Origin of the sequence: Neobacillus mesonae (assembly GCF_001636315.1) — a bacterium.
GTDB lineage: Bacteria > Bacillota > Bacilli > Bacillales > Cytobacillaceae > Neobacillus > Neobacillus mesonae.
The window spans coordinates 4979413-4995474 of sequence record NZ_KV440949.1 but is presented as its reverse complement, the minus strand read 5'-3'; the positions used below and the strand labels follow the sequence as shown (position 1 = coordinate 4995474).

The 16062-nt window shown below is 38.8% G+C and carries 17 protein-coding genes and 1 pseudogene; 8 read left to right on the top strand and 10 right to left on the bottom strand.

Annotated elements, in window-relative coordinates:
- Positions 1-92 precede the first annotated feature (92 nt).
- A pseudogene (locus tag A6749_RS23485) lies at positions 93-459 on the bottom strand (alcohol dehydrogenase catalytic domain-containing protein); the annotation flags it as partial.
- 269 nt (positions 460-728) lie between these two features.
- Here A6749_RS23485 and A6749_RS23480 point away from each other — a divergent pair.
- From A6749_RS23480 to brnQ, 3 genes are all read left to right on the top strand, one after another.
- On the top strand, positions 729-923 hold the full coding sequence (locus A6749_RS23480) for a hypothetical protein (RefSeq protein WP_066397724.1): 195 nt from the start codon (positions 729-731) through the stop codon (positions 921-923).
- Complete coding sequence (locus tag A6749_RS23475) at positions 923-1120, top strand: YwbE family protein (RefSeq protein ID WP_066397720.1); 198 nt, start codon at positions 923-925, stop codon at positions 1118-1120. Before A6749_RS23480 ends, A6749_RS23475 begins: the two co-directional genes overlap by 1 nt.
- Before the next feature lie 329 nt (positions 1121-1449).
- Positions 1450-2802, top strand: coding sequence for a branched-chain amino acid transport system II carrier protein (gene brnQ, locus A6749_RS23470; protein ID WP_066397713.1), 1353 nt, complete (start codon positions 1450-1452; stop codon positions 2800-2802).
- A 75-nt stretch (positions 2803-2877) separates the two neighbouring features.
- Here brnQ and A6749_RS23465 read toward each other — a convergent pair whose 3' ends face one another.
- Entirely contained in the window at positions 2878-3924 is a 1047-nt protein-coding gene (locus A6749_RS23465; protein ID WP_236719719.1) for a glycosyl hydrolase family 18 protein, read from the bottom strand.
- 430 nt (positions 3925-4354) lie between these two features.
- Between A6749_RS23465 and A6749_RS23460 the strand changes: the two genes are divergently transcribed.
- Positions 4355-4879, top strand: a complete 525-nt coding sequence (locus tag A6749_RS23460; RefSeq protein WP_066397709.1) for a phosphatase PAP2 family protein — start codon at positions 4355-4357, stop codon at positions 4877-4879.
- 32 nt (positions 4880-4911) lie between these two features.
- Here the strand turns inward: A6749_RS23460 and A6749_RS23455 are convergent, their stop codons facing one another.
- From A6749_RS23455 to A6749_RS29305, 4 genes are all read right to left on the bottom strand, one after another.
- The gene (locus A6749_RS23455; protein ID WP_066397703.1) at positions 4912-5682 is read right to left on the bottom strand and encodes an alpha/beta fold hydrolase; all 771 of its coding nucleotides are present in this window, start codon (positions 5680-5682) and stop codon (positions 4912-4914) included.
- A gap of 244 nt (positions 5683-5926) precedes the next feature.
- Positions 5927-6070, bottom strand: coding sequence for a YrzI family small protein (locus A6749_RS27860; protein WP_084797951.1), 144 nt, complete (start codon positions 6068-6070; stop codon positions 5927-5929).
- A gap of 225 nt (positions 6071-6295) precedes the next feature.
- The gene (locus tag A6749_RS23450) at positions 6296-7177 is read right to left on the bottom strand and encodes a beta-carotene 15,15'-monooxygenase (RefSeq protein ID WP_330220454.1); all 882 of its coding nucleotides are present in this window, start codon (positions 7175-7177) and stop codon (positions 6296-6298) included.
- Between the two features lie 24 nt (positions 7178-7201).
- Positions 7202-7354: a hypothetical protein gene (locus tag A6749_RS29305; protein ID WP_330220453.1), complete on the bottom strand. Its 153-nt coding sequence runs from the start codon at positions 7352-7354 to the stop codon at positions 7202-7204.
- A gap of 195 nt (positions 7355-7549) precedes the next feature.
- On the opposite strand from A6749_RS29305, the gene A6749_RS23445 reads away from it, so the two are divergent.
- From A6749_RS23445 to A6749_RS23430, 4 genes are read left to right on the top strand one after another with little or no spacing between them, the layout of a single operon-like run.
- Positions 7550-9130: a spore germination protein gene (locus tag A6749_RS23445; protein WP_066397700.1), complete on the top strand. Its 1581-nt coding sequence runs from the start codon at positions 7550-7552 to the stop codon at positions 9128-9130.
- Entirely contained in the window at positions 9127-10326 is a 1200-nt protein-coding gene (locus tag A6749_RS23440; RefSeq protein ID WP_084797950.1) for a Ger(x)C family spore germination protein, read from the top strand. Before A6749_RS23445 ends, A6749_RS23440 begins: the two co-directional genes overlap by 4 nt.
- Positions 10323-10544 (top strand): hypothetical protein, encoded by a 222-nt coding sequence (locus A6749_RS23435; RefSeq protein ID WP_066397697.1) that lies wholly within the window; start codon positions 10323-10325, stop codon positions 10542-10544. The genes A6749_RS23440 and A6749_RS23435 overlap by 4 nt, the downstream gene beginning before the upstream one ends.
- 22 nt (positions 10545-10566) lie before the next feature.
- Positions 10567-11664: a GerAB/ArcD/ProY family transporter gene (locus A6749_RS23430; RefSeq protein WP_236719718.1), complete on the top strand. Its 1098-nt coding sequence runs from the start codon at positions 10567-10569 to the stop codon at positions 11662-11664.
- 67 nt (positions 11665-11731) lie between these two features.
- Here the strand turns inward: A6749_RS23430 and A6749_RS23425 are convergent, their stop codons facing one another.
- The 4 genes from A6749_RS23425 to A6749_RS23410 all read right to left on the bottom strand — a co-directional run bounded on the left by A6749_RS23425 (position 11732) and on the right by A6749_RS23410 (position 16011).
- Positions 11732-13324 carry a WG repeat-containing protein gene (locus A6749_RS23425; protein WP_066397686.1) on the bottom strand — a complete coding sequence of 531 codons (1593 nt, stop codon included), beginning with the start codon at positions 13322-13324 and terminating at the stop codon, positions 11732-11734.
- A gap of 119 nt (positions 13325-13443) precedes the next feature.
- The gene (locus A6749_RS23420; protein WP_066397678.1) at positions 13444-14430 is read right to left on the bottom strand and encodes a ketoacyl-ACP synthase III; all 987 of its coding nucleotides are present in this window, start codon (positions 14428-14430) and stop codon (positions 13444-13446) included.
- A 163-nt stretch (positions 14431-14593) separates the two neighbouring features.
- Positions 14594-15229, bottom strand: coding sequence for a pentapeptide repeat-containing protein (locus A6749_RS23415; RefSeq protein WP_066397675.1), 636 nt, complete (start codon positions 15227-15229; stop codon positions 14594-14596).
- 116 nt (positions 15230-15345) lie between these two features.
- Positions 15346-16011 carry a hypothetical protein gene (locus A6749_RS23410; protein ID WP_066397672.1) on the bottom strand — a complete coding sequence of 222 codons (666 nt, stop codon included), beginning with the start codon at positions 16009-16011 and terminating at the stop codon, positions 15346-15348.
- Positions 16012-16062 lie beyond the last annotated feature (51 nt).

Below are 16062 nucleotides of genomic sequence, written 5' to 3'. Positions count from 1 at the left end.
AATCAGCTCAATTACACTATTAAAAGCTGCTTGCCACTTCTCTGGTGTGACATTTTTATTCCAATGCCGCAAATGAAACATATTGGCTTTTACATCTGCGCAGCTGTAAAATCATCCATCTTATCAGGAATTACAACTGCAAATTGTGCTGGTGACTTAACATATTCCTGCCAGGTACCTTCACCGCGTAAAGGAAGCACACGTTTACCTATCAGATGATGAGAAGGATGAGCCTACATCCACTACAATCCCTACTCCCTCATAACCCGGAATATTTGGTAAGGAAATTCGATGTGAATAGGACCCTCTGATTGGCAGCAGGTCTGATGGATTGATCGGCCAAGCCAGCATTCGAACTAGGATTTCATTTTCTTTCGGTGGTTCGATATTTTTATTTTCAACTTTCAACACATCTTGAGGACGTCCAAATTTGTGGAATTTAACACATTTTGCATCCAAAACTATATGTCTCCTTCATCAAAAACAGATTTATTTAAGTATATCACCAGAAAAGCTTTTTAAAGAATGGTCAATTGCAAGTAAATTTACAAGGATCATCCCAAAAGCTTGGGAAGGATTCTTTATTGTTTCAACTTTCCATTGCCAGTCCGTCCTTTGAACAAATTACACTTCCTAAAAGTTGTAATCTATTGCAAACCCGCTTTCCCAAATACCCTAAAATAGATTATACTTGATTAACTAAGATGTATTTTATGGAGGGAATTCCTATGAATGAAAATAATCAAACCGGAGAACCAAAAAAGAAAGTCAGCTTGCAAGAGGCCATGAAGCGGCAGCTAGAAAATAAAAAGAAACAGAATTCTACTAGTAACGGGCAGAAAAATACCGACCTTTCTACTAAAAAAATGAAAAGCCAGCAAACAAAAAAAACAAGTAATACCCGCAGAAAAATGGGTGTGTAATGAACGGACAATTTCGTAAAGATGTAATACCCGGAATATTGGTTGATATTGTTTTAAAAGCAGACCAAAAAACAGGAAAACTTACGCGTGGAGTTGTGAAAGATATTCTCACTAAATCAAGTACCCATCCACATGGCTTCAAGGTAAGACTAACGGATGGAAAGATCGGTCGCGTTCAAAAAATATACACAGAATAAACAAAATGTAAAGCATTCTAATCACCTTCAGAAATGCTCTACACCTTTATATTTTAAAAAAAGGGCTTGATGTTTTTTTAAACTCTATCGATATTAGCCAAAAACTGATCATAACCAACAGTAATAGTATAATCACGTCAATGAATAATAAAGTGCCAGGTACCCTCCAGATTTCTGGTTGGTGCCTGGCACTTTTATTTATTCATCCTTTACAATAGTATATTTCTAGCTAACAGCAGCATCCAACTCACCTAAATGATATTGTAGTATAGTAAACTATTTAAAAAGATGTTAAAATTGATGAAATTCATCTAGAAGGGACAACAGATATGCAAAATAAAATATCATTCTCAACATACGCAGTCATTGGCACGATGCTGTTTGGTATGTTCTTTGGAGCAGGAAATTTGATTTTTCCTATTCAAATGGGACAGATAGCAGGTACGAATTTTTGGCCAGCTTTAATAGGCTTTTTAGTAACAGCAATCGGGCTGCCATTTATGGGGATTTTAGCATTCGGTCTTTCCGGTAGTAATGGACTGCGTGACTTAGGAGGACGGGTTCATCCCAAATTTGGAATCGTCTTCGCCATGGCCCTTTACTTAACCATTGGACCGTTTTTTGCGATTCCACGTACAGCAACAGTACCATTCGTGGTCGGGTTCGAACCATATATTAGTCCAAACCATACTAGTTTATATCTCGGGCTCTTTAGCTTCGTATTTTTCGCCATTGTTTATTATTTTTCATTAAATCCTGCAAAAATTATTGACTATATAGGAAAATACCTAACACCTGCATTTTTAGTATTTTTATTCTTTTTAATTATTATCGCGATTGTTAAGCCTATGGGACACTTTGGTACGCCAACGGGTGATTACAGCCAATTGGCATTTATAACTGGTTTTAAAGAGGGATATAACACAATGGATGCTCTTGCTTCATTGGCATTTGGAATTGTTGTTATTAATGCCATAAAAGGTCAAGGGATTACCGATAGGAAGTTGATTGCAAAAGCAACGTGGAAATCAGGTATTTTTGCCATGGCCCTAATGATGCTGATTTACGGCCTTATTACTTATATGGGGGCATCAAGCTTATCTGCCATTGGTACGTTCGATAATGGCGGATTAATCTTTGCTAAGGTCGCCCAGCATTACTTTGGACCATTCGGTGCCATTCTACTTGCCATTATTATTGTTCTAGCCTGTTTAAAAACTAGCATTGGACTGATTACCTCTTGCAGTGAATTTTTCAATAGCGTTTTTCCAAAAGTAAGCTATAAAAAGTTCGTACTTGGTCTATGCTTTGCATCATTTATCATCGCTAACTTCGGCTTAAATAATATTATTCAATACGCTATTCCAGTATTAATGCTATTGTATCCTTTAGCGATCGTTCTGATTATATTGGCGCTCAGCTCTTCATTTTTTAAACATAAGCAAAGTGTATACGCAGCGTCAATGTTACTCACTTTTTGTGTAAGTTTCTTCGATGGCTACAGTACGTTAGCCGGAAGCTTACCGGAGGCGACCATTTCATTATTCGATTCCATTAAAGCTGCGTACATGGAATATTTGCCACTTTACAGTATTGGTCTTGGATGGATATTACCAGCAGTTGTTGGTGCGATGATTGGCTTTTTCTGGCCAATGCGCTCCAAAAATACTGCCATTCAATAAATTAGAAACCGCCAATTACATTCTTCATACAAAAAAAGGGGGCCCCAAAAGTTAAGGATTTGGAGGGCCCTTCGATCATTTTTTTACTTTAATATTCTCGGTTATAGTCTTCCAGTACTTTGGGTCTTCTAAGCCCAGCCGCCAAATCCCGATTCCTCGTAAGTTATATTTTTCTACAAGATTTAGCTTAAACCGCAGACTGTCGCTATTCTCATACCAAACCTGATGGTTATGATGTGCTTCATCAACATAACTGAAATGAGGGGTTTGCGAACGGGAGTCCCATAGAACTTTAGATTTAAATTTTGTTTTCTTTTCCATTAACTGTGCATAGGAACTATACACGACTTTGTCTGCTGTTGTATCCCAGTCCCATCCATAACCAGCGATACCCAGTAAAATTTTTGATGGTGGTACTTTCTGTTTCATGGCATAACGAATGGTTGCTTCTGTCCAATTGACGGATGCGGTTGACCCAGGTTTTGTTCTTGGGTTGTGTTCATCGTATGTCATAATCATTAACCCGCTTGAATATTGGCCAAGCTTTTCGTAATCAAACCATGGTGACCAGGGATTAGCACGTGAATCACCTGTGTTTGCAGGGACTGAAACTGTAACTACCTTTCCATCACGATGCAGTGCATCTGACAGTTTTTTTATCAGTAGACTAAAGGAATTACGGTCTTTCGAATACAAATTTTCCATATCTATATTAATACCGTCATAATTAAACTGCTTTATTTCATTGCGTATGTTCTGAATGAAAACATTGCGGTTTTTATCGTTATCAAGTACATTTCCCGCTACCTGCTTGCCCATCTCCACGGTTTCATAAAACAGATTATGTACCACCATATATACCTTAAGCTGCTTTTTATGAGCACTCTGAATAACCTGTCTCTTATGATCTGCAGTAACGGAATCTATAAGACTGCCTGGACGTTTTTCATCAAGTTTATACCAAAAAGGAGCAATGATGCTTAAACTGGCGAATTGCGAGTTAACTGTAGGTTGAGACCCTGGATACGTTCCTTCCTGTTCAGTGTAGAAACCTAATACTTCACGAGGAGTTTTATTCTTTTTGTTATCCTCTTTACTTTCGAACTGACTACAGGATGTCATTAGGAATAATCCTATGCTTAATGAAATGATGGTGAAAGTCCGAAAAGAATTTTTCGCCATAGTACACCTACTTCTATTTTGTATATTCTTAAGGTGATGAGAAAAGTTGAAACTTATTCACGAATTGACTTTCCAACTTGGTCGTGTTTTGTCCCGAACTATTAAAGACAACCGTATGCATGCTTTATGAAGAAAAATGCACACGTTAACCAGATTCATTTTTCTGAGCAAAACTATTCCCAATAGTAAATTGAAGTCAAATTTGGCGATGAGATTTTAAAAGTTTGTTTACCTTTTTTAAAAACAAAGCATTGCTAGCAGGTATTGTATCTGTTTAGCAATGCTTTCTTTATGTAGATTCTACATTTTTTAAAGTCTTTCGGTAAAACTAGGAATGTTCGTTTAACGTAGAGAGAAGGAGAATTTTGCTATGAACGAGAGAATGTTTAAGGGCATTAACCAATATGCTGGCACATCAAGGCTCTTAGATTTCTTAATGGTACTTATTTCTGGAAAAGCTCGGTATGTGTATCTGTTGGTAGTTATCATCCTTTGTGTTCGACGTCATGCCTATAGGAAAATGGCAGCATATACAGGCGTATCGGTTGGAGTGGCCTATATTATTTGCTTTCTAATTAAGCTCTTCTCGTTTCAACCTCGGCCTTATGTAAAACATAGCGTTCATTTACTTCCGCCGTTTCCATCAAAAAAGGATTCATCTTTTCCAAGTAAACATACAACACTGGCGTTTGCTATGGCTGCTTCAGTAATTGTTTATCACCGGTTAGCTGGTTCATTGTTGTGGCTATTGTCCGTTCTAGTTGGAGTTTCACGAATTTGGACCGGACAGCACTACCCGTCAGATATTGTTGGTAGCGCGATTATTGGGAATGTTACCGCGTACTTGGTTAAGCAATTGAAACCGATAAACCGATTTTTGCGTATTATAAATTAGGGATCATTCCAAAGTTCGGAATGACCCCTTTTTTATTGCTGGATTTTCACCACAAAGTCATGAATCATTTGATTTAATTCTTTTGCTGCTTTTGTTGGGAGTTGATGCTTGGCGTGAATGACTCTTAATTCGTTTTGTGGGAGCTTCTCATGCAGAATTTTTGCATAACGATGAAAGGCTTTATCCTTACTGCCAAAGGCTAATAATATCGGCAGATCAATACTTAGTAATTGATGTGTACAATTATAATGCAGACTACAGTTATAATACTGTTTTATATTCCTCATATCCCCTTTTAGGGATTCTTGGTACATCATTTTAAATATTTCAAAGGTATTCGCATTTCCAAATGAAATAGCAAGCCCTAGGAGCTTTTTCGCTTTTATTTTTGATAGCAGCCTAGCGATGATCAGTCTCTTTTCGTTATAGAAATCTCTAATCTCGGACATCCCACTTATAATAATGCCCCCTACTGCTCGTTCTTTATGATTTAGCAAAAATTCTAATACGATAGAACCTCCCGTTGAATAGCCACAAATAAAAGCTTTGTCGATTTCAAGATGGTCTAAAAGCAGTTTCATATCATTTGCAATCATCTGATAAGTGATTGGCTCCTGAGAAAAAGCGCTACGCCCATGGCCTCTGATATCAAAGGTAATAACCTTATATTTTCGAGATAATTCTTCCACCTGGTATTTAAAATTCGCGCTTGTAAGTAATGGAGGATGAATAAAAACAAGAGGTATGCCTTTACCTTTCACATTATAGTAAAGGCCATTCCCTACATCTGGCAACATTGGCAAACTGATCACCTTATTTATATAGTAAATAGAATTGGAAGTGAACTGTATTCATCCTCATTAATCTTTACACGTCTGGACTTTCTTATACGAATCCCGTGAGCATTATGGACAGTTTCTTGGATTCTGGGATGGATTTGTCCCATAGATCCTTTCTATGGGACGGTTTATTCGATTCTAAAGCTTATTTGTCCCATAGCCATAGCACTTGCTGGATTTGGGATAAATCTAGCTGAACTACAAATGTTTATATAGTCATCCGATACATCGAAAATTGCCGACTTTTGTGCTGCTCATATAGATGTTCAATTGTCTCTTGTCTGACAGCTTCTTCAAAACTGATCTCACGTTTTTTAATTGTAATGGTTAGAAAAAGAATATTAATGGTCATTTCCAATTCCCCCTTTAATCCCTTTTTCAAGGTTCCTTATTAACTGCCTTTAGTATAGAAGAATCGGAAAACACTTTAATCATAAGTACGGTGGAACTTTCCCTCGATATTTGGTCTATACATCAACGTGCAAAGCCTCATACTTTGGATGTATTTCACACATAAAAAAAAGACCCCAACAGCGGAATCTTTTCTAAGTTTTTATCTTGTTATCAACGGTGTAAATTACCCTCTCTCGCTGACAGAACCTAATTTTTCACGCAATAACGCTTTAAACTCTAACGGTTCATCCACCCGAATCGCAACCTGATCAAATTCTTTTTTCATTCCCATAATAAGGGTCACTGGACTTGGCTGTTTTAATTTCAAGATGACATCCGGATGAACTTCATCAAAATCACGTGCTATGAAATCAATCGTATTTTTTGAAAGCTTCTGTTTTAACTGCTCGGGATTTTCGATCAAATTTTCAATTTCAGTCCATTTAATTTCCATCCGCTTCATCAATCCGAGCGAAAGATACAGCTTTTCATCTGATACAACTATAGGATTGTGGCGAACAGCTTGAATATCGCCGATAAAGAAAAGCACGGTGTAAAGATTAAGGATCAATAATACGATGGATAAAATAATAGATTTTTCATGAAAGAACCAATGCAAACCTACCGTTTCCAAGACGACGGCATGAATCAGCATGATTTGCATCGCGATCAAGCTTGATTTTTGGTGCAATGTGAACTCATTGGTACTGGTTGGAGTTTTCTTTCTCCATGTCGCAAAAGCATAATAAAACATCAGCATTTCGGAACAAATAATTCGAATTAGTGGATGTGGCTTCATTTGTTCATCCACAGCTTTGGAAAAAGCAAAGGTCACTGGCAGTGAGCTGCTTTTAACCGCGCGGATCAATTTGGGTACAAACTTTACTATTGTCACAATCAGCAAGAATTCTAGTAAGAGCAAGCCCCCTTCAACTGCAAAACCAATCCAGGTTACCGCTTCAAACGGAGCTAAATACTCCATCGGAATAAGAAAGCGTACTAAGATGAGACCTCCCGCAATTCCGATGATTAGATTTTTCCACTCTAATTTTCGTTTCCACGCCATTAATAAAATTGGAGCAACTACTGCTTAATCAATCATAGAAGCAATGACAACAGCATGGGGTTCTTCAGGCAATATTTGATTTCCAAAAGGCGTATGGTACAAAGAATAATTGGCCGACAAAACCATTAAAAGTAAGAACAGCCAAATATTACGGTGTAGAGTCCTTTTTACAACCATACAATTCTCCCTTTACCTTTTTCTTTGATTATACCATATTTTCCCTCTTAGACATGAAAACAAATGACTTATATTTTTTGTGTCTAACTTAGAAAGACAAATGTCCACAGATGGTGTCAGGCACCAAAGTTACCGCATAATCATCCTTGAATATGTAAAGAATAGTCGTAAATATGTGGCAAGGGGAACCAGTTGATGAAGTTCTTGGGGTTTGGGAAGAAGCGAGGGGATTTTCCGTTTCAACAAATGAATGAGTCGTTGGATCAGTTGCCGGAGTTTCCGCTTGATCCGGATTTACATAAAAATATTGAAATACTTAAAACAGTCTATAAAGATTGCTCTGATGTGGTATTTCGCGAATTTAGCATTGGTGGCAAGACCGATGCGGTACTCCTTTACATCGACGGCCTGTCCAATATCGAAGAGGTTGACCAGCATGTGCTGATGCCGCTTATCCAGATGAACAACCTTGAACACGAGTCCACCGTATTTGAAAGTACCAAAAAGGAAATAACGGTTTCAGATCTCAAAGAAATCTCCACGATCAATGACATTTTCAAACAAATTTCAATCGGCAACCCCGTCATTCTGATTAAAGAACAGACAAAGGGCATTTCAATTGGCCTGCCGAAGTGGGAAAAACGCAGTATTATGGAACCAGACGCGGAAGCCGTCATTCGCGGTCCTAGAGAAGGTTTTATTGAAACTTTACGAGTGAACACCTCCCTGCTACGCAGGAAAATTCGGCATCCATTATTAAAAATGAAACAAATGGATATTGGCGGCTACACCGAAACACAAGTCATCGTAGCATATATCGAAGGAATCGCTGACAGCACGTTAGTTGATGAAGTTACTAAAAGATTAAAGAGAATCAAAATAGATGGCATTTTAGAAAGCGGATATATTGAGGAAATGATTCAAGATTACCCATTTTCACCTTTCCCGCAGCTTCTAACAACGGAACGCCCGGATGTCGCTGCAGCCTGTCTATTGGAAGGACGGGTTGTGATTTTAATTGACGGCACCCCGATCACGTTGATTGCTCCATGTACGTTCGCAAGTCTATTGCAAGCACCTGAAGATTACTATAATCAATTTTATATCAGTACCTTTATCCGTTGGCTGCGATATATCTTCTTTTTTATCGCTTTACTTGCACCATCAGCCTATGTGGCGATCTTAACGTTTCATCAGGAAATGGTTCCAACTTCATTGCTTTTAACGATCGCCGAAAGTCGTGAAAAAATCCCCTTTCCGGCATTAGTGGAGGCATTTATAATGGAAATCACCTTTGAGGCGTTAAGGGAAGCCGGAGTCAGGCTGCCAAAGCAAGTCGGGGCGGCTGTCAGTATTGTCGGGGCGCTCGTCATCGGGCAAGCAGCGACGGCGGCCGGACTTGTTTCATCACCGATGGTCATGGTGGTCGCCATTACAGGAGTTGCCTCGTTTTTAATGCCAAGGTATGCGACCGGCATTTCCATTCGGGTTCTCCGCTTTCCGATCATGATTTTATCCGGCATGCTGGGGTTATTAGGCGTGATGCTCGGGATTACCGCGATTGTCGCACATATGTGTACGCTCAAATCATTTGGTGTACCCTATTTCAATTCAACAGCTCCGCTTAAGATTCAGAATTTAAAGGATGTCCTGGTTCGCGCCCCGTGGTGGTCGATGGATACACGGCCGGAGTTTTATTCAAAAAATCCTACTAACCTAAGACGTGAGTCTGGGAATCAAATGCCCGGTCCAAGCAAAGGTGGCGGTGGAACTTGAGATGTAAATTTCGAGCAATAAAGAAGGCGTTCACTATATTCCTTCTGTTTGGTCTGACCTCGACGTTTCTGACAGGATGTTGGGATCGTGCTGAGGTAAATGATTTGGCACTTATTTTGGCAGCGGGTATAGATAAAGGAAAAAACGAGAATATCGAACTCTCAGCTCTCATCTTTATTCCGAGCCCCCAACAAAGCGGGCAAGAATCTGGGATTTCGAGCGGAAGCAGCAGCGGTAAGTCATTTGTGAGATCTGCTGAAGGAGAAACCGTTGCAGATGCAATGGCTCGGCTTCAAGAGGCCCTCACTAGGGAGATTTTTTGGGGGCAAAATGAAGTTCTCCTGATTGGCGAGAAATTAGCCCAGGAGGGAATCAACGATCAGATTGATTTTTGGATGCGGCACTCGGAACCGCGGATCCGTGCTGACGTATTTGTTTCAAAAGGAGAAGCGAAGACTGTTTTGAAAGCCATGCCGCAATTGGAACAAGATGCTTCCAAACAGTTGCGAAAGATCGTAAAAACCCATATTGGAATAAAAGTAACGGTGAAGGATTTATCGCAGATGTTATCAGGTGCATCCGATGCGGCCGTATTGCCATGGGTTGTCAACCTGTCCCGCTCTCAAATGGATACTACAAAAAAGGTCGTTCCGGTCATTAGCGGAGCTGCTATATTCAAGCAAGGCAAACTGGCAGGAATCTTAAGTGATAAGGAGACAAGGGGGATTCTTTGGCCAAGAAATGAAATTAAACACGGCGTCATTACAATTTCTTTTAAAACCGAAAAAGGCTACGTTTCCTTAAATCTTCTAAGGAGCAAATCTGAATTGGTCCCGTCCATTAAAAAAGGCAAGTGGCGTATGCATATTAAAACAAAGGCAGATCTGGAAGTTATTCAAAATACGACAAAACTCAACTTATTTGATCCTACAGTTGTAAAAAAAGTTCAACAAAAAATTGAGTATGAAATTGAACAAAGAGAGCGGTCAGCTTTTTCAGAGGTTCAGAATCAGTTAAAAGCCGATATTTTCGGCTTCGCGGATGAATTCGAGAGGGAATATCCACAAATATGGAAACAAAACAAAAATCAGTGGAATGAAATATTCCCGGACGTAGCTGTTTCTTTTGATACGAAGGTAAAAATTAAAAGAACCGGGATGGCAAAAGAAAAACGTATACGAGGTGTCGAACGATGAACATTGGTGGGGTCTTAGGTGTAACTGTTATACTGGTACTCATCACTATGCTCCAATGGCCAAAGCTAAAAAAACAAGAGAAAAAGGTAAAGCTGGCTTTTGTTTCGCTGATGCTATTTAACTGGTGCCTTGCTGTTTTGCTTGTTGTCTTTCCCGATATGCCAGGTCCTGGGCAAATAATTGATTTCATCTACAAACCTTTTGAGCTATTTTGGTAATGAGACTCCTTTTAGAAAAGGAATGAACAAAGTGATTGAAAAAGGCAGAATCTCACATGTGGAACTAGCGCTCATTATGTATGCCACCGTTGTCGCAACGGCTATTCTATACATTCCATATGTCACGGCACAGCATGCCAAGCGTGATTTATGGCTGTCTCCCATCTGGGGTTCTTTGAGCGGCTTTCTCATCGTCGTGATTATTATTAAGCTCGCGAAACTGTTTCCAGGAAAAACACTAATTGAATATAGTGAACTTATTCTCGGCAGGACGCTTGGAAAAATCATTGCGTTCCTTTATTTATTTTTTCTATTACACGATACAGCGATTGCCTTTAGGGAATATGGTGAGTTCATTGAAAGTGCATTTTTACATAAAACGCCGATGATTTTAGTGACTGCAAGCATAGCTCTTTCATGCGCGATCGCCGTTCATGGGGGCGTTGAAACGATTGGCCGGTGCGCGATGATTTTTCTGCCGGTTGTTGTGGCCCTTTATATCCTAATCTATCTCTTTCTAATTCCCGACTTGCATGTAAAAAATATTTTTCCTATCATGCAAGACGGGGTGATGCCGTCCATTAAAGGGTCCCTGGCCCCACATGCGTGGTTAAGTCAATTTTCATTGATGTCGTTCCTGCTGCCATTTTTAACAAATCAACAAAAGGGGATGAAATGGGGATTGTTCTCGGTCATTGCCAGTGTCTTGACGATGGTCTTTATTAACCTTGGGAACCTTTTTTTATTTGGTGGAATTATTATCAACCTTCAATTTCCAGTATTTGAAGCTGCGAGATTTATTAACGTCGGTTCATTTTTTGAACATGTTGAGTCCATCGTCATTGCCGTCTGGGTACTAGGCGGTTTCGTTCAGCTTTCCGCTTTTTTTTATATGCTTGTCCTTGGAACCTCACAATGGCTGACATTACCTAGTTATAAACCATTTGTATTACCAATCGGTTTTCTAATCATTCTATTTTCCGTCTGGACTGTTCCATCGTTCCAGGACATGATTAGAGGGATGAGCACCACCGTACCATTTTATTTCTTAACGGTTCAGCTGCTCATCCCTATTTTACTGCTATGTGTTGCCATCATTAGAAGGAAATTGGCGAATTAGCACAGGGATAAACATTTTTCTTTGGAAAAAAACAGGCTTGCTGTTAGCCTCAAGCCTGTTCTGCATTTTAATAATAAATTAATTTCAATACGACTTTTCCTTTTTGATCTACAAATCCTGCTTTACCATTTTTCCTTACATACACAACGCCTTCTTTGAAAGACCCTACTTGATCATATTTTGGCGCGATGACCTCTTTCCCCTTGTCGTTTATAAACCCATATTTCCCATTATAGTTGACATCAGCTAAATAAGAATTGCTTTTGTAAAAGGGACCAATTTCCCGATACTTTGGCTTCACAAGCGCTTTGCCGCTTGAAGATAATACCCCATATTTTGAGCCTTGCTTTACCTGAATTAAGCCTTTATATCCGAACGGGTCTATTCGGTCATATTTCGCTTTTACTATGACTTTGCCTTTACTGTTAATTACACCTTCTTTGTTATTTTGTTTAAAAATAACAAAATTACCTGTAAACTCACCATCTAGGTAGACTGCAGGTCTTAAATATTTATAAGACGGCTCAACTACAACCTTCCCTTTTTCATTTACAACACCATATTGATTGTTTTGGATGATGATAGCAAGTCCGCCTCTATACATATTAATCAAATCATAGTTGAAATCGAGAAGCACTTGACCCTCTTTATTAATAATCCCATACTTCCCATCTTTCATGATGATTGCGGCATTTTGCCAAAATTCAAAGAGCGCGCTCCCGTCTGTGTCGTAGGCTTCCTCATATTGCGGCTGTATTTTCATTTTTCCGGTTGTATCTAAGAAACCAAGCTTACCATCTTTTACAACGGGAGCTAAACCATTTCTATATAGGTAGACCATGTCATAGACTGGTTCAGCAATGAGATTACCCTTTGTGTTAATAAAACCGAACTTATTATTTAACCTTGTTTGGGCAAAACCATTATAAAACGTTGAGATCCAATCATATTTTGGTTCTGTTATTAGCGTACCTTCTGTTGAAATGACCCCGTATTTTCCCTCATATTTGAATTTCGCCAATCTATTATCAAAGGAACCAATAGACTGGTAGATTGGGGATACAATCACTTTCCCCTGCTTATTGATCAGACCATACTTCTTGTCTTGCCGAACAGTGAACACACCATCCGTATTTTGTGTGATTTTATCATAAGTTGGAGGAAGAACGATTCTTCCTTTTGTGTTAATAATTCCATATTTTCCATTGCTTTTGAAATAAGCCGCTCCATTTTGAAATTTACCAATCTCTTGATACTTTGGTTTAACAATTATTTTACCGCCTGAATGAATGAACCCGTATTTTTTATTCTTGGTAACGACGATCGGATCTGTATTTCCAAGCTCCGCAAAATCATATTGAGGTTTGAAAATGACTTTTCCCTTTTGATTAATAAAACCGTATTTCTTATTCTTTTGAACACGTATAACATTTGTTCGCTTTGATTGATCAATGTTTTGATATTGTGGATTAACTATAACTTTGCCTTTCTTATCCAACATTCCATATTTACCATTTTGCTTAAACTTAACTAAACCATGATAAAATTCTTTCCCTATGAAAATCTTTCCACTTGCTGCAAATGTTGTTGATTTCAATGTACCCAACACTAAACTAAATAGGATCGCACCGATGAGCCCAACCTTTAAAAATTTATTCATACAGTCCCCCCTCTTTTTACCAAAATTATAGCAATTTTCCCAATGATTATCCATCTGGTTTTCATTTTTTGAGCTTAAAAAAATGGCCCTCTAAGGGACCATCTCAAGCGTTAACCTTTTTATCCAATATTCCAATCTATCAATGCGCCGGAATGTGCCAAACCGCCGCCAAATCCGTAAAGCAGAAGCTTGTTGCCATTTTTTATTTTTCCTTCGAGTACACCTTTATCTAGTGATAACGGGATGGTAGCTGCTGAGGTATTTCCATATTCAACAAGGCTGTACAGTGTTTTCTCAATTGGAAAGTTCGTTTTTTCGCAGATGGATTCGATCATTCGCAAATTGGCGCTATGTGGTACAAACCAATCTACTCCGCTGAATGGGATCGGGGCGTTTTCCATTAGTTTTTGAATTCCTTTTGGCACCGTGGTAACCGCCCACTTATATACCTCCCGGCCATTTTGTACCAGCTTCCCGCTGTTCATTAAATCTTCGTCAAACATGCGATACGCGAGGTTTGAACAATATAGGTTCTTTGCTTTTTCCCCTTCGGAACCAACATGTGCTGCCAGAAAGCTTGGCTGCTGTTCATCGTATTCAACCAGCACCGCTCCCCCGCCGTCGCCAAATAAAATGCAGGTCGAACGGTCTTCAAAATTCGTAATTTTCGACATGGTGTCTGCTCCAATTACAAGGATTTTTTTGTGCAAGCCGGAGGTGATAAGACCATTAGCAACATGCAGGCCATACGTAAACCCAGAGCAAGCTGTGTTTACATCCATTGCTCCAGCATTTTTAATACCGAGCTTTGCCTGAAGCAATGAGGCTACACTTGGCGTTTTGAAATCAGGTGTCATTGTGCAGACGATGATCATATCCACATCGTCGATTGATTTATTATAACGTTCCATGAGGTTTCTTACGGCTTGATAGCTTATATCACTTGTATATTCATATTGATGAGCAATTCTTCGTTCATTAATCCCAGTTCGTTGTAAAACCCATTCATTATTTGTCTCAACCAACTTTTCTAAATCATAGTTTGTTAGCGTTCTTTTAGGAACATAAGAACCGATGGCCGTGATACGAGCCTTAGATGTATGCATTTAAAAACCACCTTGTGAAAAATTTTATTTTTCTTTATTTTATCATCTATTATTAGCACTAGGTACTAATTTTAAGGTAAAAAAATATTTTCTTTTCTTTGCTGGCAAAAAGTCTAAAAATTGGTGCCTGACACTAACTTGGGTGTCAGGCACCAAAAATCCCTTAATCTTTAATAATTAATCCCAATAGGGCCGCAAATTGAATGGCTTGATAGGATGAGACTTTGCAGCCTTTTAAATCATTCATCGCAACTGTAAATGTGTCAAAAGTGGAGGTGCTGATATCAATTCCTTTTAGTGGAGTTTGGTCAAAGTTTGCGCCATCAAGCTTGCATGATTGAAATTCAACTTTCTTTAGTTTGCAGTCATAAAAATCCGTGCTTTTTAATCCAGATTCATGAAATTTAACTTTTTCCATCTTTGATTCACCAAATGCCGACATATTTAAGACGCAATTCGCAAACTGAACATTTCCAAAACTTGATTCAGCAAAATTCACACCCAATAATTTGCTGTTATTAAAAATAACCCGATGAATGGATGACTTACTTAAATTGGCATTGGATAAATCGCAGTTTTCAAATATCACATCAGTTATGTCGATAGCTTGAAAATCAGTATTTGTAAACCGGCAATTCTTAATCACCATATTGGATAAACGAACCCTGCCCGGTGTCTGATTTTCAAAAACAGAATCTACCACTTTACAGTCTTCTAGCTCCGAATCCTCTTCATCATAAATATCATGAAAATTCCTTAAATCTAACTCATCAGAAACCCTAGGTACATCAATTTTCATACAGTATGCCTCTTTCATCAATATTTTCATATTCTAAGCCTATTGTACAGATTGCAGTAAAAAAAATAAATGGTGCCTGACACCAACCTGGGTGTCAGGCACCAAATTTTAAGAATTTAGTTTAAAGACCAGCCGCCCTTTTCGATGTAACTAACGACGTCCGTTATCCTGTCAATTCCACCTTCTGCACTGATATAATGATATTTTCCATCTTCAGCTTTGAATATCCACGCGACAACGAAATACTTCCCCTCTTTGTAAGCTCCATATACCTGGAGTGTCTGGTATTTTCCGAGGGAGACTTTTGCCCCTCTGAGATCCTTCGCGCCTTGAGTTTCCATGTTGGTGGCTACAATATTCGCATACGTTTCAACATCAGCATCTTTACCTGCATCTTTAAATATATTTAATGAAATAATTTGAGATCCGTCCTTACTGCTTACCTGAAAACTGGTATTTGGATTCAAGTCCTTGAAATTTACCCATTCCTTTGGTACATTCACGTATCCGTATTCCTTGGTTCCAACCTTTTTCATGTTTGCCATGTCCAATTCAGTTTTTGGACTTTCAGTTTCTTTATTCCCATCCTTTTCGAGGTTGTTTTCAGGAGTCTCTACAACACTACTATTCTCTTCTTTTTTCCCTGTGTCATTATTTTCCGCTGTGGCACTAGCTTTCGTATTAGTGCTGACGTCCTTTTTCACATCCTCTTGATTGGAACAAGCAATCAAGCCAGCTACCAGCATTACCGGCACCAAACCTTTTAAAACAAATCTCTTCATCAAACTAAACCTCTCCCCTGGCATTATTCTATATCTCTGTATCAAGACATA